General features: G+C 43.0%; 17 protein-coding genes. 4 read left to right on the top strand and 13 right to left on the bottom strand.

Features of this window, described 5'->3' with window-relative positions:
- Positions 1-8 precede the first annotated feature (8 nt).
- From QVP90_RS12495 to QVP90_RS12485, 3 genes are all read right to left on the bottom strand, one after another.
- Positions 9-1,706: an alpha-amylase family glycosyl hydrolase gene (locus tag QVP90_RS12495; RefSeq protein WP_021936625.1), complete on the bottom strand. Its 1,698-nt coding sequence runs from the start codon at positions 1,704-1,706 to the stop codon at positions 9-11.
- A gap of 52 nt (positions 1,707-1,758) precedes the next feature.
- Complete coding sequence (locus QVP90_RS12490; RefSeq protein ID WP_021936624.1) at positions 1,759-2,733, bottom strand: FecR family protein; 975 nt, start codon at positions 2,731-2,733, stop codon at positions 1,759-1,761.
- Positions 2,734-2,817: 84 nt separating this feature from the next.
- Complete coding sequence (locus QVP90_RS12485) at positions 2,818-3,996, bottom strand: dicarboxylate/amino acid:cation symporter (protein ID WP_021936623.1); 1,179 nt, start codon at positions 3,994-3,996, stop codon at positions 2,818-2,820.
- Positions 3,997-4,222: 226 nt separating this feature from the next.
- Between QVP90_RS12485 and QVP90_RS12480 the strand changes: the two genes are divergently transcribed.
- Positions 4,223-5,128 (top strand): endonuclease/exonuclease/phosphatase family protein, encoded by a 906-nt coding sequence (locus QVP90_RS12480; protein ID WP_005929140.1) that lies wholly within the window; start codon positions 4,223-4,225, stop codon positions 5,126-5,128.
- Positions 5,129-5,137: 9 nt separating this feature from the next.
- Positions 5,138-7,135 carry a glycoside hydrolase family 97 protein gene (locus QVP90_RS12475; RefSeq protein ID WP_264381005.1) on the top strand — a complete coding sequence of 666 codons (1,998 nt, stop codon included), beginning with the start codon at positions 5,138-5,140 and terminating at the stop codon, positions 7,133-7,135.
- A 125-nt stretch (positions 7,136-7,260) separates the two neighbouring features.
- Here QVP90_RS12475 and QVP90_RS12470 read toward each other — a convergent pair whose 3' ends face one another.
- The 5 genes from QVP90_RS12470 to QVP90_RS12450 all read right to left on the bottom strand — a co-directional run bounded on the left by QVP90_RS12470 (position 7,261) and on the right by QVP90_RS12450 (position 18,195).
- Positions 7,261-9,858 (bottom strand): endonuclease/exonuclease/phosphatase family protein, encoded by a 2,598-nt coding sequence (locus tag QVP90_RS12470; RefSeq protein ID WP_021936621.1) that lies wholly within the window; start codon positions 9,856-9,858, stop codon positions 7,261-7,263.
- An 85-nt stretch (positions 9,859-9,943) separates the two neighbouring features.
- Complete coding sequence (locus QVP90_RS12465; protein WP_021936620.1) at positions 9,944-11,740, bottom strand: T9SS type A sorting domain-containing protein; 1,797 nt, start codon at positions 11,738-11,740, stop codon at positions 9,944-9,946.
- Between the two features lie 140 nt (positions 11,741-11,880).
- Positions 11,881-12,843, bottom strand: a complete 963-nt coding sequence (locus QVP90_RS12460; protein WP_021936619.1) for a sugar phosphate isomerase/epimerase family protein — start codon at positions 12,841-12,843, stop codon at positions 11,881-11,883.
- Between the two features lie 51 nt (positions 12,844-12,894).
- Complete coding sequence (locus tag QVP90_RS12455) at positions 12,895-14,658, bottom strand: RagB/SusD family nutrient uptake outer membrane protein (RefSeq protein WP_021936618.1); 1,764 nt, start codon at positions 14,656-14,658, stop codon at positions 12,895-12,897.
- A 15-nt stretch (positions 14,659-14,673) separates the two neighbouring features.
- Positions 14,674-18,195, bottom strand: coding sequence for a TonB-dependent receptor (locus QVP90_RS12450; protein WP_021936617.1), 3,522 nt, complete (start codon positions 18,193-18,195; stop codon positions 14,674-14,676).
- Between the two features lie 674 nt (positions 18,196-18,869).
- Here QVP90_RS12450 and QVP90_RS12445 point away from each other — a divergent pair.
- Entirely contained in the window at positions 18,870-20,216 is a 1,347-nt protein-coding gene (locus QVP90_RS12445) for a PEGA domain-containing protein (protein ID WP_005929160.1), read from the top strand.
- 15 nt (positions 20,217-20,231) lie between these two features.
- The gene (locus QVP90_RS12440) at positions 20,232-22,295 is read left to right on the top strand and encodes a fibronectin type III domain-containing protein (RefSeq protein WP_005929162.1); all 2,064 of its coding nucleotides are present in this window, start codon (positions 20,232-20,234) and stop codon (positions 22,293-22,295) included.
- Between the two features lie 821 nt (positions 22,296-23,116).
- Here QVP90_RS12440 and QVP90_RS12435 read toward each other — a convergent pair.
- From QVP90_RS12435 to QVP90_RS12415, 5 genes are all read right to left on the bottom strand, one after another.
- On the bottom strand, positions 23,117-24,190 hold the full coding sequence (locus tag QVP90_RS12435) for an alpha/beta hydrolase (RefSeq protein ID WP_172680711.1): 1,074 nt from the start codon (positions 24,188-24,190) through the stop codon (positions 23,117-23,119).
- 1 nt (position 24,191) lies between these two features.
- Positions 24,192-24,752 (bottom strand): flavin reductase family protein, encoded by a 561-nt coding sequence (locus QVP90_RS12430; RefSeq protein WP_005929168.1) that lies wholly within the window; start codon positions 24,750-24,752, stop codon positions 24,192-24,194.
- Positions 24,749-25,294 (bottom strand): flavodoxin, encoded by a 546-nt coding sequence (locus QVP90_RS12425; RefSeq protein ID WP_021936616.1) that lies wholly within the window; start codon positions 25,292-25,294, stop codon positions 24,749-24,751. The genes QVP90_RS12430 and QVP90_RS12425 overlap by 4 nt, the downstream gene beginning before the upstream one ends.
- Before the next feature lie 746 nt (positions 25,295-26,040).
- The gene (locus QVP90_RS12420) at positions 26,041-26,292 is read right to left on the bottom strand and encodes a hypothetical protein (protein WP_288204439.1); all 252 of its coding nucleotides are present in this window, start codon (positions 26,290-26,292) and stop codon (positions 26,041-26,043) included.
- A gap of 19 nt (positions 26,293-26,311) precedes the next feature.
- Positions 26,312-26,500: hypothetical protein (locus QVP90_RS12415; protein ID WP_288204438.1), on the bottom strand; the 189-nt coding region annotated here is incomplete at its 5' end.

Raw genomic sequence — 26,500 nt, 5'->3', positions numbered from 1 at the left:
AATATGAATTACAGAACTTTACAGATGACGGAACTTACTCCTTGGATTTTCAGCGATAACTTACCTTTCGATTTTTTTATTGACAAACTTTTGGGATCTCCCCAAATAATTTCTAATTGATCATACCCTCCAATGAGTGCCGTAGCATTTTTTTCTCTTGGATTGATAATTACCAGATATTTTGAGTGATTGTCGGAGCGTTCGTATATGGCAGGGTATGCCTGCTGCGGATCACTGACAAGCTTCCATCCTCCGGTATTCCCTAATGCAGGGACTGAAGAACGGAGGGCCAGAAGCCCTTTCGTACAGTTGAGTATGGAATGCGGATCATTGATTTGACCGGCCACTGTCGGACGCTTCGGATCCGGGTCTATGGGTAAGTACAATTTTGAAGGGGCGCAGGTAGAGAAACCGGCTGTTGCGCCTGCTTCCCATTGCATGGGCGTTCTTTGGGCCGACCGGTCCCGACTGCCTTCAATAAACGGCCATCCGTCCATTGAACGCATCCCGATTTCTTCTCCGTAATATACAATCGGTACCCATGGCATTGTCAGGAAGAATGTCATGGCTACTTTTAGTTCCTCCGGAGTGGAACGCTGGTTACGATTTAGTCTCCAGGTGTCATGGCTGGATGTGGGCATGCATGGGAAACCGTGTCCTTTGGTTACTTCATACATTTTTTTGAAAGGTTCCACGAAAGAAGCGAACTGTCCTTTTCCCGCCCTGTCAAACCAACAGTTTTTCGGTTGGTACATACCGGTTTCCGGGTCTGCATATCGAAGTGTATTGTGCACCAGATCGCGATACATGGTTTTTCCACATCCGTTGTGGCGGATAATATCGATATCGAAACCGCAAGAAATGGCCTCTATCGGACTTGACCATTCTGACAGGAAGATCGTTTCGGGATACTTTTCTGCCTGCCAGGAAAATATTTCATTCCAAAGTTTTCTTACCCCGTGAAACTCTGCATCATCTCCTTTTACCAATGACCAGGCCAGGTCGCAACGAAAACCGTCGACTCCTTTATCAAACCAAAAAGAGATGATATTCTTTATCTCCTGGCGGACTGCTTTCGGACCGGGAGCATCATAGGCTTGTTCCCACGAATTTTCCAGGTCCGGCTGGTAATATCCGTAATTGAGTGCCGGTTGAATATCGTAATAGTTCATCAGATAGTACCCGTCGCGCGGATATTCATTTTTTACCCAGCCTCCTCTTTCCGGTTTCGGCGGAGTTGTTTTTTTACCTTTCGTCCAAATGTAATAATCGGCATAATGCCCGTTGGGATCTCCATTCGCAGACTCCAGAAACCAAGGATGCTTATCTGAAGTGTGACCGGCCACAAGGTCGAGACACACCTTGATACCCTTTGCATGTGCATCGTTTACCAGATTTACTAAATCGGTATTTGTACCGAAGCGTGGGTCGATTTTATAGAAATCGGTGATATCATAACCGCCGTCTTCAAATTCGCTGTAAAAGACCGGACTGATCCAGATGGTATTGAAACCTAAATTTTTTATGTAATCCAAACGTGAACGGATACCTTCCAAATCGCCATATCCGTCTCCGTCGCTATCCATGTAAGAAGAAGGATAGATATGATATATAGCCGCACTTTCCAGCCATTTGGGATAGTCTCGGGCGGCAAGAAGGTTGCTTGCAAGAGCTATAAAGGTGAAGAATAAAATGATTCGTTTCATCTGATTGTTTTTTGTGGGTTCTATCATTTACCTGTTGAAAACTGAAATTGTGTTACCGTATCTCTATAGTGGTGTTGTCATGATATATAATGCTCATCTGTTGTGATGCGTTCAGGTAATTTAAAATCTGTTCAATTGTCTCATCGTTGGCAAATATTGCATCGTATTTTATTGATTTTAATTGGGGGTTGGTGATTACAATTTTCTTTTGGAAATGGCGTTCGAGCTGGTTGGTTATATCTTCCAGCTTTTTATCGATAAAGTAGAACTTACGGGATTGCCCTTGATTAGCTATAGTCGAAATGTTCATTTGCGACATATTTCCGGTAGTTTTGTCGATCTTTACAATATCACCGGGCGCCATGAGTACCTCTACCTGTTTATTGTTGAATTCAGATTCTACGTCTACACATCCTTCGTACAGCATTACTTCAAATTCCGAATCGGATTCATGCGATTGTACGTTGAATTTAGTTCCCAATACTTTGATTGTGGCATTGTTGCATACAACGGAAAACGGATGTTTCGCATCCTTGGTTACCTCTACGTACGCTTCGCCAAACAAATGAACTTTTCTGTTGTGGGTAAAGTCGTTTGCCTCATAAAAAAGGGTACTTGTGGGTTTGAGGTAGACCTTTGTAGAGTCGGGAAGTATCACCATCTTTGAATTGCCTGCCGATGCGTATACCTTTTCCAAATTGATATCGCCGGACCGGGAATTCCATAAATGTGTACCCAATAGGAAACCGCATACCAATACGGTAGCTGCTATTCCCGATACCCAACGGTATATTATTTTTCTCTTTTGAGTGACTTTGGGGGATCCGATACCTATGCGATGGCATGTGCGGCTGAACGCGCATCTGGCTTTTTGCTCATCTTGATGGGTACATTTTTTCAATAATTCCAGAAGGATGGTATCCAATTCGGTATTATTGATATTGTCTATATACCATTGTTCTATTTTCTCGGAATCAGGGGGTGTGGACTGACTCTCGAAAAACATCTTTATGTTTTCTTTCTCCATATATTTTTTTAATTATTCTTTCTTCTATATAAAAAGAACACATGACATAATATGACTACGTAATCTGATTTTGAAATAGATCTTTTATTGTTGCGCAGATGCATATTTTTTCCCGAAAAAACGGTCGATAATAAGGGTGATAGCACCGTCTCCACTGACATTACATGCCGGGCCATATCCGTCGAGAGCCAGATAAATGGTCATCATCAAGGCACTTTGTTCCGGCGAAAAACCGAGAACAGATTCCAGTAATCCGATCGATGCCATCAAGACACCTCCCATTACTCCGGGAGCAGCTACGGCAGAAATTCCTTGTAAAAGAATGAAATTGACAAAGAGTGCAAAACTGATATTCATTCCGCTCAGATACATCACTGCAACCGATGTAGTGATAAGTTTGATAGTCGACCCGCACATATGGACTGTAGAACAAAGAGGGATGGTAAAATTGGCGATCTCTTTGGTGGCACCGTTTTTCATGGTACATTCGAGAGTGACAGGAATAACAGCCGAACTGGAGCAGATTGAAAAGCCTGTCAGATATGCCGGAATAATGTTCCATATACATTTAAAAGGATTTTTCTTAGCTATCAGTCCGGCTATGATATATTGGATAATGAGATAGCAGATAGACAGGATGACACCGGTTGCAATGACTTTGATGCCTGTTCCCATGACAGTTGACAGATGACCGGCGGCACTCATTTCGCATATCATTGTGAAGATATAAAACGGCAGGAGGGGAATGATGGCACGTTCAATTGTGAGTTTTACTATTTCTCCGAATTCATCAAAGGCTTTTTTCAGTCCCGGAGCTTTGGTGAAAATGATGCCGACACCGAGCATGAATGATAGGAGGAGAGCCGTCAGTATATCGCAAATCGGAGGGAATTTGATATTGAAATAAGGTTCGAATACTTTTCCTTCCAGCGCGGAAGTGGAAATTTCACCGATACTTAGATAATGGGGAAGCAGGTTTGAAGCACAACCGTATGCAAAAAATCCTGCACCTATCGTCGACAGATAGGAGATAACAATAACACTCAATAGCATTTTTCCCGCTCCGCGTCCTAAGTTGGCAACGGAAGGAGTCACCAGACCTATTACGAGCAAGGGCACGATAAATTTGAGGATTTGCGCAAAGAACACATTGAAGGTCTTAAGTATTCTGATCATAATATCCGGGGCTATCAACCCCAATAACGAACCGATAGTTATCGCAATCAATACTTTAGGGAACAATCCTAATTTTCTTTTTTTCATTTTGTCAATATTTTAATTTAAAGGAACATTCATTCAAGGAACACATTACATCATGCATCTACGTAGCCGGTATTTTTATTTGGTTTGAATATTGTGGCTTGTGACGGCTTGGATTATCAGAATAAAGCATGTTAATGTTTTTTAAATCAGTGTTGGCTTTGTATTGGCGGTTACGTATTCAGTGCCTTTTGTTAAGTCTTCATAGTATAATTTTAAAGATACATATATGAAAAAAAACATTCTTTTATCCGGCATTTTACTGCTGAGTTTTTCTTGTGCCGTCGCCCAGGATTATCATGACGATGTTGTCGTGCTGGATTCTGTAAAGGTGATGTCGTTCAATATTCGTTTCAATAATCCGAACGATTCTCTCGATACGTCATGGGATCGGCGTCGGGAACCATGTGCCCGTATGATGGCCCAGTATCGTCCCGACGTGGTGGGGATGCAGGAACCACGCAACGAGATGTGGCAACAAATCTTTGATATGCTACCTGATTACGGTTATTATCGTATAGAGATGAACGACACACTGTCCGATTCCCGTACCGGAGGAGTATTGTTGTTATATCTCCGTGATAAATATTCAGTGGAACGTTCGGGACATTTTTGGTTGAGTGCTACTCCGGAAGTTCCGTCTCAGCCGTGGAATTCGACTGACCGGCATTATCGGGCTGCCTTGTGGTTGCAACTCAAAGATAAAAAAAGCCGGAAAGACTTTTATATTGTCACCACCCATCTGCCCTATAAAAAAGATCCGGTGGATACTGAGGTACGTGCCCGGTGCGCCTCATTGATAAACAATCAGATGAAGACCATTGCCGGTAGGGACGCAACTGTATTCGTAACCGGTGATATGAATGCTTCCTACAATCCCGATGATCCACGACGTGAGAGTCTGACTCCGTTTTACCGTTGGTTCGCTTCTGCCCGGGAAGATGCGGCCGGAACGGATGATCATTCCAGCTTTAATGGTTTCGGACGTGTGTCTCCTTTGGTAAGAGGCAAAAATTTGGATCATATATTCTATCGTAACGCTTGCCCGTTGGTGTTTGAAACGGTTGATAAGCCGGTTTACGGTGTAAGGTGGATTTCAGACCATTATCCTATCATTTGTACATTTACTTATTGATTTGAAAAGATGAAGAAATATAAGATAATTTTTTTGATGTTTATGGCGGTTTTCACTGCTACAATGGCTGCTGCTACCGGATATAAGCTGGTTTCTCCTAATGGGAGGCTTATGAGTGAAATAAATGTCGGTGACAGTCTTACGTTTACTCTTTCTGACGAACGTCAATCGATATTGTCACCATCGACCATTGCTATAGAATGGACGGATGGTACAGTTTGGGGAGCCGGTATGAAAGTAAGAAAAGCACAACGCTTGTCTGTCGATGAAGTGATTCCTTCTCCAATGTATAAGAAATCGCAGGTACGAGATAAGTATAACCGATTGGTATTGAACGCGACTGCCGGTTTCAGTATTGAATTCCGGATGTATGATGATGGAATGGCTTATCGCTTCATATCTTCGCTTTCGGGGGAACATACTATAAAGAATGAGAAGGTGGTGTATCGGTTGTCTCAGAACTTTGAGACATGGGCTCCGTATGTGCGTGACCGTAAGAAACGAAAGAACGCTACCCGTGAACAGCAGTTCTGGAATGATATGCAAAATCTTTATACATATCTTCCGGTGCAAGACTTTGATGCTAATAATCTGTTGTTTACACCGATACTTGTCAATCTGGAGCATGACGAAAAATTGTGTATTGCCGAAGCTGACGTTGAAGATTATCCCGGGATGTATTTAGCCGCAGATAATTGCAGGCCGCAGTTGCAAGGAGTCTTTGCTCCTTATCCGAAGAGTGTGGTGCGGGGCGGGCATAATGACCTTGAATATCTGGTTACTTCGCGGTATCCCTATATGGCAAAGATCGATACACCGCGTACTTTTCCGTGGCGTACTTTCATAGTAACGAAGCGCGATGGAGAGTTGACGGAAAATGATATGGTATACCGGTTAGCTGCTCCGTCACGTATTGCCGACCGGTCATGGATCAAGCCGGGGAAGGTTGCCTGGGAGTGGTGGAATGACTGGGGGCTTTACGGAGTAGATTTCAAAGCCGGCATCAATACAGAAACTTATAAATACTACATCGATTTTGCTTCCGAAAACGGTATCGAGTATGTTATTCTCGATGAGGGATGGGCTACCAAAGGAAAGTGTGATCTTTTTGATGTCGTTCCGGAAATCGATCTTCAGACAATAGTAGATCATGGAAGGAGAAAAGGGGTCGATATTATTTTGTGGGCCGGTTATCTGGCGATGGAACTAAATTTGGAAAAGGTGGTATCGCATTATGCCGATATGGGTATTAAAGGTTTTAAAATAGATTTCCTTAATCGTGACGATCAGGAGATGATTGCTTTTATGTACCGTACAGCCAAAGTATGCGCTGCTCATAAAATGCTTGTCGATTTTCATGGTTGCCCCAAACCGACGGGCATGCAACGTACGTATCCCAATGTGGTCAATTATGAAGCGGTATTCGGCCTTGAACAATTGAAGTGGTCTAAACCCGATGTCGATATGGTTTCTTACGATGTTTTATTACCATACATCCGTATGGTGGCCGGCCCGATGGATTATACGCAGGGAGCGATGCGTAATAGTGTCAAAGGCGGATATTTCCCGAACAGGAGTAATCCGATGAGTCAGGGCACCCGTTGTCATCAGCTTGCAGAATATGTCGTATTCGATTCTCCGCTTAACATGCTTTGTGATTCTCCGTCCAATTATATGCGTGAACAGGAATGTATCCGCTTTATTTCCCGGATTCCTACTGTTTGGGATGACACTTTCGTGCTCGATGGTAAAGTCGGGGAGTATATCGTTGTGGCTCGGCGCAAAGGTGATGATTGGTATATCGGAGTATTGGGCGATTGGAATACTCGTGAACTGACAGTGAAATTGCCGGATGATTGTATCGGGAAACGAATCGAGATATTCAGTGATGGGATAAATGCCCATCGGTCGGCTCAGGACTATCGGAAAACGTCCGGTATATTGGAACAGAATGAGATTGTCATCCGACTTGCGCCGGGTGGGGGATGGGTAGCTTGTATTCAATAAGATCATCCATGCTACAGTCTGAACTATATTCCCAAAGTTATCTATCCAACTTTTAGAATACAGTCAGACTGTAGTATGGGTGATTTTATAAAGGTTTTTGATGCAAAATGGAAACAGATTCTTATTTATCCTTTTACAAATCGGGTAGTTCCTCCTTTCCAGGACAATATATATACTCCGGGATAAAGCCGGGAAATGTTGACCGGAGTCTCTCCTGCATTAACTTCACCTAAATGAATGACTGTTGATCCGGTCATGGAGAATATCCTCACATCCTGCAACGCCATAGCAGCAGACAGATATAGAGTCGAACCGTTCTGGTATGTGCTGACCGGACTGGTAGTGATTGTTGTTTCAGTAATGCCCGTACCTCCCTTGCCATACTCATACGCACCGATCGATGAAGTACCATCCGTCGAACGTTCTACTCCTCGTTGGTCGAATATAAGCTTGTCTCGTAATTCAATCGTATTGTCTACATCTCCTTTCAATAATTTTTCTTCAAACTGCGATGCCGGCAGCACATTGATTGCATTTGATCCGAAAAAGCGTCTTTTCACCTTGACTGTCTCAATTGAGCCACCGTTTAAAGCCAAAACAGGAACGATATCTCCTTCTACTATATTGCTTTCGAGCATGTTGCCGAGCAATAGGATCGATGCATCGGCCGAAGTTCCTAAAATATCGGTTTCTGCCGGTGTTATACCGATGTTATCGGTACTCGAAAAGATATTATAGCCGGTAGTCGCCGGTTGCCCTGCATTGTAAACATCACCGGTATATATAGAGGTGGAACGGTTTCCGGCAATCACGTTGTTGAAAATGAATGGTGTGCCGTTGTAGATATGTACGGCAGCACCGTAAAAGTCGGCGGTAGGTGTACCGTTTTTATAGCACGAGGCATGGTTTCCGACAATCGTATTGTTGACGATCGAAAGTGTAGATGCTGCATTCAAATTGGCATAGACGGCCGATCCTCCTTTTATTTCGTTGATGACACCGCCGGTAGCTTCTATCCGGTTGTTGACAAAAGTATTATTGACTAAGGTTGTTTTAGAAGCATAAGCCGTTCCGTTGAGTGAGACGGTGCCTCCGTAAGTTGCCTTGTTGCAGGTATACGTGTTGTACCCCAGATAAGCCCACGAGTATCCGGAATGGTATCCGGCAGAACCTTGTACCGCCTCATTTTCAGAGAAGTAGCAACCTGTTATGGCATAGCGCCACCATAGCTCCACACCGGCATAGGCGGTGAAGTATGCACCACCGTTGGCTGATGAAATGTTACGGATAAATCGGCAGCCGGTGCATAATAATTGGCCGGCTGCATAGATTCCCGCACCCTGACCTGTGGATTGGTTGTCGCGAATAATCACATTGTTGAGTATCAGTGGCGAGCCCAGCCCGGCGATGCCTGCACCTATGGTAACACTTCCGTTGGCATTTCCTCCCACAATTTCAAAATTGCAAAGCGTCAGTGCACAGTATTTTTGAACGGTCACTACACGATAAGCGTTTTCTTCGTTACCGGTCAATACTCCGTCGGCAATTTCATCATTGCCGTTTATATCTCCCGATAGGACTGTGCGTCCTGTCACTTCTTTAAATGCAGAATCGTAGCCGCCGAATATATCCAGCGAATGGGGAATGTTGAGTGTAGCACTACGGCCTTTTAATAGCTCCGATTCGGTTACGGAATAGTGTCCTTGGGCAACGTAAATGGTATCACCGTTGCAGGTGGCATCGACAGCCTCCTGAATATTGCGGAAGGGGGCTGACTTGCTTCCGTCGCCGCCATCGGCAGCATTTATATCCACATAGCGGGTATGGGAGGCTACGAAAGGCATTAATGAAATGCTTACTATCACAGGGAAATGATCGGAAGGCGTGACGCCGCGTCCAAAAGTTTCATTGATGTGATTGTATGTATGCACTTTCATTCCTTTTACCCATACATAATCCAGCCGGGTCCCATCTTTCTTCTCAGGGTCCCATTTGCACAAGGTGCCGTCCTTAGGCCACGGAAATGGGGTTTCCGATACTTTGCGGCTGTCCGACAGATAGGCACTGCAAAGGTCATAGAACGGATAGCGTATGGCCGATGAGTTATGGTCACCACATATAATTGCCGGATAATGACCGGAGATGGAACGTACTTTTTCTATGTTAATACGTGTTCCTTCATTACGGGCATCGCTTCCTAAATGATCGAGGTGGGTGATGAAATAGTAAAACAGTTCACCGGTCTCTTTCACTCTTAACTTGGCCCATACGGCAAAACGTTTGTTACCACTGCTGTTGTCCCATGAAATTAGCGATTTGGAGGGGTCTGTACATAAAAAGTAATGTCCCTCTTCAAGAAGGTCGAATTTGTCGGTGCGAAACAATACCGCATTGACTGTGCCTTGATTGGGCACCGTCGACGAGTTACCTCCCCATTCTACAAATGAATACTCCGGAAGCAAACTTTTCATATCCTCTTGTTGCGAACCGGCGTTCATTTCATTGACCCCGACAATGTCGTACTTGAAATCGATAATTGTCCGGGCAACATAGCTCTTGCGGTTGTCCCAGCTTAATTCTCCTTGATCGGCAGTTGTTTTGAAACGGATATTAAAACACCCCACATTTAAAGTCGTGGTATTGGCTACACTGACCGTTGGAATGGTCGGTAGAAGCACCCATAGGATGGCAAATAGCCTATATTTGATGTGATAGAAAGCCATATAATAATGATTTATAAAACAAACAAGTCGTCTGCTTCCTGTATCCGGGAGGCAGACGGACCTGTTTAATAAATGAGTGACAATATTATCTGGTAACTTTGAACGTTTGTCCGTTCACGTTAGCCATGTAAATACCCTTTGCAAGTTCACGCAAATCAATCGTATCGCTTTGTGTAATAGATTGGATGCGCATACCTTGTAAATTATAAATATGTATGGTAGCATTATCGGTGAGTCCTACCACCTTGTAGATACCATTACCCGAAGCTTGTAATTTGAGAGAACTCCCCGGGGAGGCCGTATTGGCAATACCGGTCCCATGATTGGTTAAGAAGTCATAAGCTCCCGGAGCAGTTTCACCGTTAACCTCTTCCTGACTACGTTTCGAACCGGTTTGGTCTACTGTAACATCAATCTCGAACGGTAGATATCTGCCTTCATCTTTTAGCGTTTTGATGTACTCTCCGAGTTCGAAGCCATAAAGGGCATAAACTCCGAGCTGATCGAGAATTCCATTATCCACAGGTTTCAATGTCTTGGTAAATCCACCATTCTCTCCGGCTGCTGTTGTACCGAATATTTTTGAATAAGTATTCGGGTTGTTGCCATCCATATGATCATTGTTCCAGTTGATAGCAATAGTAGGAGATTCCATGACCGAGCCGAATGTGCCCAGTATGCTGCCGCCATAAGAATTTAGATAAGCGCTGGAAGGTGTTTTCTCCGTACCGGTAAGAACGATGGCAGCTTTGGCTACCGCACCGTCATCATCGCGCCCCACGATGATCGAATTGCAGATATTCACCGCCGGATCACAGGCAATGCGTATTTGCGAACCCAACCATGAACCGGGGTTAGTGACAGTACCGGTTTCCGTATCTTCGGCATATAGCTCCGAAGGGTCGGCAGAACAGGTATTACCGGCAATGGTACAGTTAATAATATGTACCGCGCGTACATCGTCATCAAAAGAACTGCCATTGGCACAAACTCCTGCACCTTCATAAAAAGCCTTGTTGTCGACGATGGTAGAATTTATGATCCACATATTCTCTCCCGAAGACTGGGCGATGGCACCACCATAACGGGATTCTACTTCATTATTACCGAAGTAGCAACGTTCGATTACGCCATTCGCTTTCTTCGAACTACGGGTGGTACAGCGGAATCCGGCTCCGGTCTTGTGCGCTTTGTTGTTGTATACATTGCAGTCTTTTATATGATAAAGTCCGCCATAGATGTGGATACCGGCGCCGATTCCGTCTCCTGCACCTTCGCCTTTGCTTATATTATTATATATATTGCAATACTGGAGCTCGATGGCCCCCTGTGTGCAATAAACGGCTCCGCTTGCATTAGTCGAACCTTCGGGAGAGTATGAACAGGTGAAATCGATACCTATCAGCCGGCAGATATGGGCCAAGTTCTCGGCATCATCGTTCCTTGCCTGGCGCACATGGATTAAGTTGCGGAGGTCGCCTGCGCTCGGCCCCCCGTTTTCATCGAGGTCGCCGGAGAATATCGTGGGTGTGGCCGATGGATAGGCAGGCCATTCGGTAACCGCGCCTTTGCTCTGATCGCATCCTCCTACAAAAACATAACCACGGTAAATACGCCCGGCGTCGGCACCGGGACTGGTAGCATTGTAATAGGTACCGCCTGCAAGAAAGAATACGTCTCCGGTTTTATATTTGGATACCTCGTCGTTTTTTGCAGCAGAGGCATCATTCTCGAAAACGTCGTACATGGTAATCGCTTTTTCCCAAGATGAACCGTCGTTACCTGTGGAGCGTAAACCCGGTACGACATAGTATTCGGCCGAAAAAACGGTTGTAGGAATCAAAATTCCCATTGCGTAGAGTAAGAAATGTTTTAGTTTCATAATTCTCATAGATTTGTTAATAATGTATTGATAAAATCACTTGGAACTTTTAGTGCCTGTTTAAATTTTGCTCAGTATTATTTTAAGAGGAAAGTTTAAACAGGCTCTTATACTTTTGAGGGAGTCCCCAAGGCAGCTTTTTAAGGTTGTAAAGACTTTATGTAGTCTTCATAAATCCGGTGATAGGTGGCAACGAGATCCGTAAACCCATTGACCTCCTTTGCCCTTATTTCGTAGAGGAACGGGCCGGTATAGCCGGCACGGTCAAGCGCCTGAAGAATAAGGGTCCAGTTGTTTTTGCCACGTCCCGGGAGCTGATGGCACTCTTTCTCTCCGTCTCCGTCGGCAATATGGACACTCTTTATGCGAGAACCGAGTGCGGCGATCAGCCGTTCGGGATTTTTAATGTGATTCATGTCGATGGCAGCATAAACATCGGCCGGCATTAAATCCATGATTTCAACCATCTCCTCGACCGTACGGCCCAGTGGGCGTTCTACTCCGGGGCTGCGAAGCAACTTATACCCGAGAAGATTTTCCAGTACGATAATGGCTCCTGTCTCCTTTACATCTTTATTCAGGGAGGTGATGGTTTTTACCAACTGGCTCATGCGTTGCTTGCGTTCGTTGAGGCCCAACCGCCAGCTTGGATGAAACAGTATAACTTCCGGCTCTAATACACCGACAACATCAATATAGCCACGGTAGGCATTTTCCGAATGCGAACGGATCGTTTCGTCAACGTGCGACGGGTCACAGTCGGCCCCATAAGGCATATGTATCGACCAGATGTTGATTCCGGCACTGTCGGCATCGTGTTTTACCCGGCGGAACTTCTCTTTTAATTCGGCATTTGGAATAGGATGATCTCCATTGACCAAGCCGGTGAGAGAAATCTCTATGTCGGAGATACCTGCAGACCGCGCTTCTTTCAGATTTTCATAGGTCAGTCCCTCTAAACCGCCGAAAACGCTTATGGTTGTTCCTATACGCAACTTCTGCGGAGTGCGTACTTCATCTCCATTCATGGTATCCATGCAAAAACCGCTTATGGAAACCATCAAGACAGATATCCATGCATAGATTGATTTTCTTTTTAACATACTGTTTACTTGTAATTTAAAACTTAGTAATAGCTTATTTGTGAGTAACGATTAAAAATCAAGTCCATCGTCCCAGCCGGTGTTCTGTGTAATCATGCCTTTGGTAAGTGTGCGTTCGTTACTCGGGACCGGATAGAGATAATCGCGGTCCTCATTGAAAGCCCTCATCAATTGTCCGTGAGCCAGGATATAGCCGGTCTCTCCTTCTGAAAGGAATATATCCTGATTTATTTTCAATGGAGTTACTCCCGGAGCAGGAATACGGCGGTCCAGATAAACCACAAAGTCGATTTTTCCATTACCATCCATGTCATAACGGCCTTCACCGGGTACATAAGGACCATAAAATGGCTGGGCCAGAAGCTGACCTTCACGCCATCGGCATAGATCGGAAAAACGGATACCTTCACTTACCATCTCTATCGAACGTTCCCGGCGGATCTCAAGAATAACTCCTTTATTGGAGCCACTGTCTACATTCTTATATCCATAAAGTTCAGATGTAAGGAACGGGTCGGGATTAGCATTTGCAGCCGATTTATTCAGATGAGGCATCCCTACGCGGTCCCGGATTAAATTGACAGAGTGATCGAGATCGTCTTGTGTCAATGTCCCTAATTCGGCTTTGGCTTCGGCGTAATTGAGATATACTTCGGCCATACGGTAAATAGGCACATCTATTGTAGAGGCATTGATATAATTGGGTCCCGAAATATACTTCAGCATCGGATATCCTGTCACGGTATTGGCAAAATTGAAAGTTCCTTCTGTACCATCGACGTATTGGGCATTTTGTGTCAGTACTGTCTGTGCAAGACGGGGATCGCGCCCTTTTGTCTCTTCAGTAAATGGCATCGTTGCCCATCCCTCTATATCGGTGAAGCGGCTGCCGTCTTGCATTAAATAAGAGAAAACGAGTGCTTTGGTATAACCGGCCATACCTTTGGACGGCATCAGTGCATAGGCGTCGACTGCATGTGCGAAATTACCCCCATAACAACGTGCAAGGATCACTTCCTGTGCAATGGCGTTTTCTGAAGTAAAGAGCGAATAATAGGGATTTTTCCCTGTCGAGTAGATAGAATACTTTTTATCATTCATAATATCAAGTGACGCATTGACGCATTCCTGCAAGATAGCTTCATAAGGTAAGTTGTTTTTATTAAATGTGTGGCCGGCATGGTATTTACGGAAAGTACCTTCAAAAAGACACGCACGCGATTTTAACGCAAGGGCTGCATAACGCGAAACTTTGTAAATAGAGGATGATGCCGGAAGATTTTCTGCCGCCTTATCACAGTCTTCTATAATATGATTTATGATGACGTCGCGACTGTCGCGCGGCTTGGCCAGAAGTTCATCTTGGTCTGATGCCAATACTTGGTCATACCATGGCACTTCGCCAAAGCGTTTCAGCTTTTCAAAGTAAAAGTAAGCGCGCCAGAAATAAGCAACACCATCGTAGCGTTTGCGGGCGGTTGCATCTTCGCAACGGTGGGAGTTCTGAAGATAATAATTGATATATCTCAGATAAGACCATGACCATCCTCCACCGGAGGAAGGAACAGTGCGTGTCAGCCCTACTACGACATCGCTTTGAGACAGACCGTCGACAATTAGGTTGGATGGTTCGTCATACAGATTGACTGCGGTGGGTTCCATGAGGTAAAACTGGTTGGTATAAAGTTCCAACTCTGACTCTGTATGAAAAAAAGTGTCGGGACTGATGGAATCCTTAGGAAACTCATTAAGGTCACACGATGCAAAGCCTGTTAATAAGGCGGCGGATATGAATATATGTTTTATAGTACGCATAGCTGGTTTGTTTTTTTAGAATGTAATATCGATGCCAAATGAGAATACCTTGCTGAAATTGTATACTTCACCGGAGTTCTCAATGTAAGATGAAGATGAAACTGCCGCTTCGGGGTCGATGTATTTACAGTATTTTTTCATCGGCGACCAGTAAGCAAGATTCTCTCCGGTAAAATAAATGCGTATCTGCTGAAGATATTTTTTTAATACCGGAAGAGTATAACCTACTGTCAGGTTCTTAAGCCGCAGATAGGCCACGTTCTGAATATACCGGTCATTAGGTGATGTCAGAGTATAGTGGGAATTGGTGTTATCGGAGTATGCTTCATAACCGCGAGGGAATGGAAAGTATGCATCCAGATTATCTTCACTCCATACCTGATCTACCAATTGCTGGCTTAAGAATGTATTGTGCGGACGACAATAGGGACCCCAGAAAAGATTGGCCTGGCCGGAGCTGGGATACCAGTTGCGTTTGCCTACACCTTGAAACAGGATAGAAAAATCAATACCGTTCCACGAAAAATCACCACCGAATGTATAAGAGTATCTTGGAAGTGAATTACCGATGATTACCCGGTCTCCCGGATCTTCGACAGTGTTTTTCCCGATGGAAATTTTATTGTCGCCGTTGAGATCCAAAAATTTCGGATCACCTGCATGAAGTCCCTTACGGGTGGCAGTAGCATCGATGCGTTTGGTAAAGTAGGAACAGTCCACTTTTTGGGTATATTCTGCCGCTTCTTCATCCGTACGGAAAAGACCATCGATTTTATATCCCCAGATATCTCCGAGTTTTTCGCCTACATAGTGTTCCGAAATTAGTCGGGTATCATTGTCGAACCGGGTGACTTTGGTCTGGTAATCGCCAAGGCCGGCACGTAATGAGTAAGAGAATGGCCGGTTAAGCAGAGTCGTTCTGTCACGCCAGACGAAACTGAGTTCCCAACCTTTGGTGCGCATATCGGCAGCATTGGTGCGCGGTTCGCTTGCACCGTAAACTCCGGGGAGCGATGCGCCCGGCATCATCATGTCGGTAGTGTTGCGTACGTAATAATCGCCGCTGAATGTCAGCCTGTTGTTTAGGAAAGCAAGGTCGATTCCCCAGTCATACGTCGTTACTTTTTCCCATGTTAAATCATTGGCTACAGGGGCGTCTTCACGAGCGTATGTCAGTTTATCCGTACCGTTGAACGTAAAATCTCCATTGGTGAGATTGGTATTGATCTTTTGAACAAACAGATAGTCAGATACCTGTTGGTTGCCAAGGCTGCCGATAGAAAAACGTATTTTGGCATTGTTCCACCATTGTCGCATAGGTTCCCAGAAATTTTCCTGACTGATACGCCATCCTACAGAACCTGAAGGGAAGTATCCCCAACGGTTGTGACTCCAGAAGCGCGACGATCCGTCGGTACGGCCGGAGGCTTCGAACAGGTATTTGCCATCGTAGTCATAATTGATACGTCCGAAGACACCAAGTGTCTTATATTTCGATTGTCCGCCACTGACGGCATAAGTCGATCCGGCTGATAAGTTGAAGTCATTCAGGTCTTCCGAAAGATTTCCATCAACCGATATTGCATTCTTGCGGTAGTAACGGGTGTCATATTGCATACCACCTACAATCTTGAAGTTATGTACTTTATTCCAAGTGTGTGAATAATCGGCAAATGCTTCAAATGTCTGTTTATAGAGTGACTGGTTAGTTTCTTGAAGGTCGTTACGGAACTTGCTGGTGGTTTCCCATGAAATCACGCCTTCATGTGAAGAATATGGTGCATTATTATAGCGATACTGTCCGAATTCATGAGAAAAACGATAGGCATGACTTAAATGTAGGGTTAGCCCTTTAACGATATCTAATTCAAGGTTGTTTTTAATCGTCGCTTCATTTACTACCTCTTCGTTGGACGTTTTTCCATAAGTAAGCATCAGATTCATGTCACCGAGTACACCGGCTCCTTGATTTACTATTTCAGTGCTGTGTACGATAGTTCCATCAGGATTTCTGGGGACAAATAACGGAGAACCTCCCATAGTTACGTTACGAAATGTCGTTTGCTGGTTTTTCATTCCCGGCCACCACATTTTACCATAAAAATAGTTCAGGTTGGTACTAAAGCGGGCCCATTTTGTAATGTTGATATCCAGTTTTCCGCGAATGCTGTAATTGTCATAAGGGTCATTCTGCTGGTTCATAACCCCTTGGGTATTGTAATAGCGGCCGCTGACGTAGTATTTCACCCTGTCATTTCCCCCTCTTATCGATACATTATGCTCATGTTGCATGCGGGTACGTTTGTAAATGTAATCGTACCAATCGAAATTTCCGTAATACTTGTATGTTCCGTCTTCTTCGGTTACTACCCATGGGCGGGCGGGATTTTCCGTCTTATCGCCGCGACGCATCTCGAGTTCGTTCCAGTCGTCCTCATCATATTTAAGATAGTTTATCCCTTTATTCGAATAATAGAAAAAGCGGTCGACTACTTTGGCCCAGTCGTAACCACTGGTTATGTAGTCGGTACTCGTGGTGTTTTTTAATAAACCGAAACGACCGTTATAAGTAACCTTTACGTTCGAATCACTGCCGGTTTTAGTAGTAACCAATACTACACCGGCTGAGGCCTTTGCACCGTATACCGAAGCTGCTGCAGCATCTTTTAATATGGAAACCGATTCTATATCGTTAGGGTTGAGTCTGTTTAGTTCCATTTCTACACCGTCGACAAGAATGAGCGGGGTTCCTCCGTTTAAGGATGCGGCACCGCGAATATCTATTTCATAACCCGAATCGGCCCTACCGGTATTAATACCGATGTTTAGTGATGGATCCAGGCCTTGCAGGGCTTGTGCAGCCGAAGAAACAGGACGCCCGTTGATCTCTTCATTTCCGATAACTCCGACACTTCCTGTCAGGTTTACCTTTTTCTGGCTGCCGAATCCGACTACTACTACTTCATTGAGTATAGTCGAATTTTCAGTCATGGTAATATTCAAAACGGTCGAGCTACCTACTTTTATCGAAATATCGGAAAAACCTACATAAGAAAATTTGAGTGTTTGTCCTGGAATCGCTTCAATGGAATAATCACCGTTTACATTGGTGATTACGCCTTTGCCCGATTCGGGATTTTGGACGGTAACACCGATCAATGGTTCTTTATCTGCACCGTTTATCACTCTCCCGGTAATCAGGCGTGGCCTTTGTGTCGCAGGTGTATTCCCGGTAGGTTGTTTCCGGCTTTGGATGACAATACTTTTGTTGGTTACCGTATAGGTGACATTTTGCCCCGTAAATATATGGCTGAGTATTGTACTTATGGATTCATTTTTAGCTGAGACTGAAACTTTACGATTCATATCCACCTCATTCGATTCTACTGTTACGGAAAATCCATATTGCTGTTGCAGTTTCAATACAGCTTCGCGTACAGTCACATTCTTTACTTGAAAATCAATACCTGTAGCAAGTGCCTTACTGGGAAGCAGTACACTGATAACCAGCGTGAGCACCATGAAAGTGTTTCTCATAATTGATTGATTTAAATGATAGCTGTTGTACATGTTATAAGATTTATTATAATTGATTGATCGGAATTGATTCATTGACATTGTTTTCATTTGTCATAGCAGGGGTGTTTTTTAGTATTTCATAAAATGCTTCATCCTATCTATATTATTGGACTTAGTTTTCTATGAGTCGTCGTCCCATCGTTTCCGGGTGGATGAGGGAACTTGGTCTTTCATTGTATTGGATGGTAGTTTTCTTATCATAAAAGAAACTGATATAGATGGTTTTACTTAAAGAACTCGTGATAGGAAGAGATTACGTAACGGGGAGTTGTTTTTTTGTTTCAATTCAGTATCTCTTGCGTGAATTGGTTGTGAAATGCATGTTTTTATGGATAGATAAATTGTGATATTTTATCCACAAATGTATTTGAGTGACATTAATGGCTTTGTATGTTGTAACGGTTTTCCGGTATGTAAAAATAAAACAATATATGATCTTCTATTTTTTCTTTCTATTTAGTGTGTAGATGATTAAAATAATAATATATTTGCGGCGGTTTTTATATCTTAAAAAAAACAAAGAAGCGTAAAGCTGTTATTCATAGTTGAAGAATAGGCTTAACAGCCCTCATGCTTTTTTTATCTATTTAACCGCCGTTGATGGGGGCAGACGGAATAAACAATTACATACAATGACAAACAGTATAAGGTATGGCATTTTTTTGCCTTTCTTTCTTTTGTTCAGTTTCTTTTCCCAACATCAGATTTTTGCCCAAGGCAAAATAGAAGTTGTTTCTTTTCAACGTATGGAGACTGACATCACCGCTCGTGTCACCGCTCCCAAACGTGACCAGAATGGCGAGCTCTGTGCTTTGATCCGTATCGTTACCACAGTTAAAGATTTGATGTTCGAACCTGACGCCTTAGGTATCACTGCCCGTGAGAATAAACCCGGCGAGATCTGGCTTTATGTTCCCCGTGGTGCCCGTCGCATTTCTATCATGCATGATCAATATGGTGTTTTGCGCAACTACTTCTACCCTGATATAATCGATAAAAGCACTGTTTATGAGATGGAGGTCCGTGTGAATGACGGTACTTCCCAAGCTCCTGTGGATACGAATACGCAACTGTTGGTGATGCGTCCCGAGCCTGCTGATGCTACCGTTTATATCGATGATGAAAAAGTTCCTACCGAGAAAGGCCTTTTTACTGCCACGATGAAGAAGGGTAGCCACACTTATCGTGTTGAATCTCCTATGTATGCTCCCGAAGCCGGTGTAATCGATCTTGGCAGTGAACAAAAGATTATGAGCGTTACCTTGAAACCTAAGTTCGGCTATCTGGAAGTCTTCTCTTTGCCCGAACAGGATGCCAATGTCTATATTGACGGCATGTTGGCGGGACAGACCCCTTACAAGAGTGACCGTATGCCTATCCGTGATTACCGTATACGCATTGAAAAGGATCTTTTCTTTCCCATTGATACCTTGGTCAGCATCTCTTCCGGTGAGACGAATAGCCAGACTTTTACCATGATTTCCACCATCAAGCCCAAAGAGCCACGTCGTATGCTGGTTATGGCTGAGGTTGGTTATCATTCTTCTCAAGTTTCTTATGGTGGTATGATCGGTTTTGTCCGTAAGAACGGTGCCTATGTGAAATTCCGGAGTGATTTCGGTTCTGCTTCTGCCGATCTTGAATGCGACGACAGTGGTGCTCTGACTTCCGGTGGTGAAGGTACTCCTTATTATAAAGAAGGATTCAGCCAGAAATCCCGCTTGTCTGTGACGGCCGGTTATTTGCGCCAGCTTTGGAAGCCTGTTTATGTGTATGCCGGTGGCGGCTATGGTAGCCGTACGCTGGCATGGGAAACGGTCGAGGGTGAATTGGTGAAGAATACGGATCATTCTGCATCCGGTGTTGCTGCCGAGCTGGGTGTCATCGGTCGTTTAGGGAAGTTTGCCCTTTCGGTCGGTTTTCATACCGTTAATTTTAAGCACCATGAGGTTGCTGTAGGTATTGGTATAATGTTTTAATTATTTGCAATGAAAATGAAAAGAATCGGATATCTTCTTATATTATGTAGCCTGTTTTTTGTGATGTCGGGCTGTGAAAAGGATACGGAGCCTGTAAATTTTGCTCCTAAATTAACAACGGGTAAGGTTGACGGTATCTTCCGTACAGGTGCTACGCTGTTTGGTGAAATGGTAAAACCCGAGGGGGTAGTTGTGAAAGAATACGGTATTCTTTATTCCACTCTTCAGAGTATGGCGGAATATGAGACAAAGACAGCCGATAATGACAATAATGGTAAATTCAGTGCCCAGTTAGTCGATTTGGAGGCTGGTAAGACTTATTATTATTGTGCTTATGCCAGCAGTGGATATAGCATTGCCCGTGGTGAGGTGAAGAGTTTTGTTACGGTTGCCAGTGAAGTTCCCGTTTTCAGTACTTTACAGATCAAAGATGTGGATGAGAAAAGCTTTGTGGTGAATACTTCTATCCTTGACGAGGGTGGCAGTAATATTGTCATGAAGGGTTTCTGTTGGAAGGAAGTGAGTGGTGATTCCGATGATCCCGAGGTAATCGATGAATCGAAGAATCTGGATCTTTCTGCCGAATATCAATGGCGTGTGAACGATTTGAAGCCCGGTCGTAAGTATGCAGTTCGTGCATTTGCAGTCAATAGTAATGGCCTGGGGTATGGAACCACTACGTATCTGACAACTAATGCTACAGATCTTCCGGTTGTATCTTCTTGTACTCCCAGTGATTCGACCTCTACCTCTATCACTATGTTAGCCCGTATTTTGGGTAATGCTTCTACTGTGACTGAGAAAGGATTTTGTTATAGTTCGACTAAAGAATTGCCGGAGGTTACCGATATGCGTGTCATTTCCAATATACCGGATACGGTGATATACGAAACTGTCAGTGGATTGGTTCCCGGAAATACCTATTATATCCGTGCTTATGCTACCGGTTCCCAAGGAACGGGTTATGGTGATGTATTTTCGTATACGATTCCCGGAGGAAATGTGGGGCAGGGCATTAATTCTGCAGAAGATTTGATGGCTTTTCGGGATGCGTGTAATGCGGGAGCTGATTTATCAAATTGGAAAGATGCATCAGGTGTTGTGAATATTAATGCGGATATAGATATGGCGGGTAAGGTGAGTTGGCAGCCGATCAATAGATTTGACTATGTTTTGGAAGGAAATGGGCATACCATATCAAATTTGAAAATCTATTATTCGGAATTGCAGGAAAAACCGGCAGCCAGTACCGGATGGATAGTACTTGGTTTTATCAATCAAAATTATGGGGTTATACGTAATCTGACGATGGGAGAAGGATGTGAACTTAAAATGACTCCGGATGATAGTCCGATAAATATAGCTGAATCAGTAATTACTTTTGGCATGTTTTGTGGAGCTTTGTGGGACAATGCTTCTATTTCCAACTGCAAAAATTATGCTTATGTGAAGGCTTGTTCGGGAGCCGGGATAGTAGGTATGATGTATGGAGGCATGGTAGAGAAATGTATCAATTATGGAAATATTGTGGCTGTTGGTACAGAGGTTATAGCAGAAGAATATGTGGATAATTCTACGTCAGGAATTGCATATGGCTGTGTGAAGTCGTTGAATCAAATTCGCGGCCGCATTGTTGATTGTCAAAACAATGGGGTAATAAAAGGTGGCTATAGGGCAGCCGGTATCTGTTCGCGGCACGAAGAAGGTGGAGACATAGTCGGTTGCATAAATTATGCGAAAGTAACTTCTGATGAATGGGCCGCCGGAGGTATTTGTTCTGAGGTCGGAATGGGAAATGCCACTCTTGAATCCTGTGTGAATATGGGAGAAGTGTCTTCTACGAATATTGCCGGTGGTATTGTGGGAGTAGCGGATATTTATAATCTGACTTTCTCTTTATCTCGTTGTAGACATGAAGGACAGGTAAATTCGACGGATATAGCAGGTGGAGTATGTGGATTGGTAAAGAAGACAGATGGAATACTATCGATGGATAGTAACACAAATTCTGGTACTGTTAATGGAGTCGCTGGTTCTGAAACCAATATCATTGGAAAAGATGAACGTATCTCTTTATAATAAATCTGATATTTGGGAATAGCTCCCTTTGGTGAGCAGATAAAGGGAGATGTATATGTTGTCAACGAGGTTTCTCCTCCTCCTTTGGAATTTGAATAGTATATGCCGGGGCAGTAATACTATCCCCTTTTGGGAGGGGAAGAAGACTGTCATAACAGATTAGTCTTCCTCAGTTACACCTCTTTTCTTTGTAGAATCTTCCTTTTAGTATTTGAAGAAATACTGGAAGGGAGATTTTTTCTACTTAATCTTTTGATACAACGCTTTTTGCATTTCTTAATTTGTTTTCTTGTGATAGGGTGTCCCGGATATCACGTCTCTGTTTTTGAACATTGTTGATAGTTCTCTTGGGATATAATCTTCTGCTTGTCGAAATATATATTTCTTACGTACAAAGAAATGTATTTTTATATATCAAACAACTTCAATAACATGTCTTGGGAAAATGTCTAAGAAATGTTTTAACCGAATATTTTTCTTATAGACATAATTAAACTAAAGTGTGAACTTTTTATTTTGCTTCTTTTTTCTTTACGGAATGTGCGTGTTTTTATTTTTAGTTTTATAGTGCTTGTCGTATTTTATAAATATCCGGTTGGTTCCTCACCGAGAAAAGCGTCGTTTCTCTACGAGGGGCGGCCTGTTTCTCTACGAAGAACGGCTCGTTCCTCGTAGAGGAAAGTAATGAGTTATTTAATGTATTGATACATAGAGGTTTGTTCAATATTGAAAATGTCTTTTATTTTTAATGTTTAAATTGTACTTTTATTTCTTTCTTTATTATTTTCTTTTGTCTGAAATATTAACATTTGTGCTCTTGCTTATTTAAGATACTCGCGGAAGAATTGTTCTATCTTGTCGAATGGGATCACTTCCAGATTATCATACAGATCTACATGACTCGCATCGGGAATGATCTGTAGTTCTTTGTTACTCCCTTTCAATTTTTTGAAAGCATCTTCGCTGAAATAACGCGAATGGGCCTTTTCGCCGTGAAGCATCAATACCGCACTGCGAATTTCATCACTATATGATAGTAGAGGCATATTGATGAATGAAAGTGAGGATGTTTTGTTCCAGCCATTGTTTGAGTTGAGTGAACGTTTGTGGAAACCACGTGATGTTTTGTAATAGGCATGGTAATCTTTTATGAATTGGGGCGCATCATCAGGCAATGGATCTACAACGCCACCTGCCAGGGCATATGTACCGCTACGATAGTCCTCTGTGCGTTGGGCATTGAGCTGCTTGCGGAGTTCATAACGGGCGTTGGCATCCACTGTGTCAAAATAGCCCTTGGCATTTACACGTCCCATGTCGTACATCGTTACTGTTGCCGTTGCTTTGATACGGGTGTCGATGGCGGCTGCATTGAGTGCTATACCGCCCCAACCACAGATGCCAAGGATGCCGATACGTTCTGTATCCACGTCATTACGGGTAGAAAGGTAATCGACTGCTGCACAGAAATCCTCTGTATTGATATCCGGAGAAGCTACATAACGGGGTTCTCCACTGCTTTCTCCTGTGTATGACGGATCGAAAGCAATTGTTAGGAATCCGCGTTCTGCCAGTGTTTGTGCGTACAAGCCTGAAGCCTGTTCCTTTACTGCGCCAAAAGGGCCGCTAATGGCAATGGCAGGTAATTTCTCCGTAGTATTTTTAGGAATATAAAGGTCGGCAGCCAGTGTAATGCCGTATCGGTTATGGAAAGTTATTTTGGTATGGTTCACTTTATCGCTCTGAGGGAACGTCTTGTCCCATTCTTGAGTCAGGTTTAATTTCTCTTCCATGATCTTATTGTTGTTGGTATGATTGTCTGTTGCAAACAGATGCCCTGCGATGCAAAGGCACATTGCCGTTATTGTGCATACGTTTTTTAATCGGTTATTCATCTTATTTTAGTATTTTGCCATCTGAAAAAGCGTTACCTACTTTTTCGCCTACTTTCAGATAGTCATTGTTGAACGGATCGAAAATGATGGGAACTACTTTGGAAGCATCTACTTTGCCGTTTTCGCCGAGTACACGTTCATCTACGCTCACATTTACTATCTCGCCGCGCAGAATACTGGTTTCGGGATTGTAGTCTTTCAGTCTGCATTCCATTGCTACGGATAATTCGTCAATTAACGGAGCATCCACAAACTCCGAACGGGTAGCGTGGAAACCGGCACGTGCAAATTTATCTGCTACTTTATTGCCGGAAACAATGCCTACATAATCGCAGGCTACGACTTGTCCGGCTTCTGCCATACTTACTGTAAACGCTTTGCGTTTTAGGATATTTGCAGTTGTCTTGTGTCCTTTGCTGACACAAATACTGATTTCATTCATTTCGCTGATACCACCCCAAGCTGCATTCATCGCATTGGGGATATGGTTTTCATCGTAAGCAGCGATGATAAATACCGGCTGCGGATAGGTAAAGGGCTTTGCCCCGAAATTCTTTCTCATAATGATTTATTTTTTATCCATTGTTTGACATCTTCCAAGCTTGCGTTATTCAGTAGTTTACCTTTCTGCCATTTTATGGTGGGATAAGTTTTCTGCAACTCTTTTTCGGCGTTGGAGATACTGCTACCGCCCGATGTGGCGAACGGAATAATTGTTTTACCTGTAAGATCACAACTTTCTATAAAAGTGTTAATGATTCTCGGAGCCAGATCCCACCAAATGGGAAAACCGATATAAACAGTATTGTAATCTGCTAAATTCTTCGGTTTAGAACTTAAAGCAGGACGCGATTTTATATCTGCCATCTCTACACTGCTACGTGAGGATTTGTTGTGCCAGTTCAGGTCGGCAGCAACATACTCTTTCACAGGCTGTATTTCGTAGAGCGTTCCGCTTGTGGCTTCGGCAATCAGTTTGCCTGCTTTTTCCGTCGTTCCCGTTGCCGAGAAATAAACAACCAAAGTTTTGTTACTTTGTTCTTGTGCATTTGCGGTAATACATAACATGATGATTGCCGTCATAATCAATACAATTCTTTTCATACGGTATATTATTTAGTTTAAATATCTCGAATTTTGAGGTGTTTTCTCTTTGTTCATGTTCTGTGCATTTAATGAAATTCTTGTATGGAGCAACGATATAGATATTGTCGCTACTATAATTATGCTTTGGATCGTCATTCTCGATTTGGTTTTATTGCGATGATGCAAAATTACGGAGTATTATCCATCATACCGGTATATAAATTACAGATTATATAACCCGAATTACTGATATAGAGAAAGATAAAGATGATTTGCAAGTTTTTTAGCATAAGTCGAGCTTTATTATCTTCTACGATTTTTATGTTTACTGGTTCATTAAGGGAATTAAAGAAGCATAAGATACTTTATATTGGTGTCTGTAATTTGTGTTGCTGTTATTACTTCATTTTTCAATGAAAAATACAATATTATGGATAGTCCCTTATAAAACCGGAATCCCGTAGCTTTCTATTGGTATTAAATTGCGGACAGTACTGTTGGATCGTCCCTCTTTCCTTCTGATATGTTTTTCTCTTTTGTTCCCTCTTTTTCCCATATCTAATTTTCAGTTTTCTTTCTTTCCTTCTTAACGTCTTTGTTTTTTTTAACCTTCCCTTTTTCCTGTCTTTCCCCTTGATTTTAATAGTGTACTCTTTTATCCAATCAAAGTCTATACTTTAGCCTGGTAATAGTCTATACTTTATTCTTTTATAACTCTATACTTTTGTCTGCCCTGCATCGGTCTTTTGTTATTTCTTTAATAATCAGCGTTTTATCCTTTTTCCTTTTTCTTCTTCCTTAATTAATAATATCTTCCTTGTTTTTTTGATAACCTCGCCTTCTCTTTTCGTCTTTTCTTTTCCCCTTTTCTCTGCTTTCCCTTTTTTTTCTTCTTCTCTTTCTATTTTCCCCTTTCCCTTTTTCAATACTTTCTGCTTATATATATATAATAAGGTGTCATTCTTTTCCCGTCTTTTTTTCTTTTTCCCCTTTCTTTCCTTTTTCTCTTCTTTCACATATTTCAAAATCAGCCAGTTATAAAAAACGTTTCATTTTTTTTGAAAAAAAAGTATCATATATTTTGTTCGTATTGTAAAATGCCCTACTTTTGCACCCGCTTTGCAAGAGAAGCAAGGCTGAATGATTGACATGGTGAGGGTGATTGGCAGTATGGAAACTTCCAGTTTTTTCTTTTTCCTTTCGCTTCAGAAGTGACCGGAAAAA

Source organism: Bacteroides sp. CAG:189, from assembly GCF_000432295.1.
GTDB classification, from domain to species: domain Bacteria; phylum Bacteroidota; class Bacteroidia; order Bacteroidales; family Bacteroidaceae; genus Bacteroides; species Bacteroides salyersiae.
This window is presented reverse-complemented; position numbering and strand designations above follow the sequence as displayed.

Coding starts and splice junctions, on each gene's coding strand:
- QVP90_RS12495 (WP_021936625.1), bottom strand. CDS start 1,706: ATGAAACGAATCATTTTATTCTTCACCTTTATAGCTCTTGCAAGCAAC.
- QVP90_RS12490 (WP_021936624.1), bottom strand. CDS start 2,733: ATGGAGAAAGAAAACATAAAGATGTTTTTCGAGAGTCAGTCCACACCC.
- QVP90_RS12485 (WP_021936623.1), bottom strand. CDS start 3,996: ATGAAAAAAAGAAAATTAGGATTGTTCCCTAAAGTATTGATTGCGATA.
- QVP90_RS12480 (WP_005929140.1), top strand. CDS start 4,223: ATGAAAAAAAACATTCTTTTATCCGGCATTTTACTGCTGAGTTTTTCT.
- QVP90_RS12475 (WP_264381005.1), top strand. CDS start 5,138: ATGAAGAAATATAAGATAATTTTTTTGATGTTTATGGCGGTTTTCACT.
- QVP90_RS12470 (WP_021936621.1), bottom strand. CDS start 9,858: ATGGCTTTCTATCACATCAAATATAGGCTATTTGCCATCCTATGGGTG.
- QVP90_RS12465 (WP_021936620.1), bottom strand. CDS start 11,740: ATGAAACTAAAACATTTCTTACTCTACGCAATGGGAATTTTGATTCCT.
- QVP90_RS12460 (WP_021936619.1), bottom strand. CDS start 12,843: ATGTTAAAAAGAAAATCAATCTATGCATGGATATCTGTCTTGATGGTT.
- QVP90_RS12455 (WP_021936618.1), bottom strand. CDS start 14,658: ATGCGTACTATAAAACATATATTCATATCCGCCGCCTTATTAACAGGC.
- QVP90_RS12450 (WP_021936617.1), bottom strand. CDS start 18,195: ATGAGAAACACTTTCATGGTGCTCACGCTGGTTATCAGTGTACTGCTT.
- QVP90_RS12445 (WP_005929160.1), top strand. CDS start 18,870: ATGACAAACAGTATAAGGTATGGCATTTTTTTGCCTTTCTTTCTTTTG.
- QVP90_RS12440 (WP_005929162.1), top strand. CDS start 20,232: ATGAAAAGAATCGGATATCTTCTTATATTATGTAGCCTGTTTTTTGTG.
- QVP90_RS12435 (WP_172680711.1), bottom strand. CDS start 24,190: ATGAATAACCGATTAAAAAACGTATGCACAATAACGGCAATGTGCCTT.
- QVP90_RS12430 (WP_005929168.1), bottom strand. CDS start 24,752: ATGAGAAAGAATTTCGGGGCAAAGCCCTTTACCTATCCGCAGCCGGTA.
- QVP90_RS12425 (WP_021936616.1), bottom strand. CDS start 25,294: ATGAAAAGAATTGTATTGATTATGACGGCAATCATCATGTTATGTATT.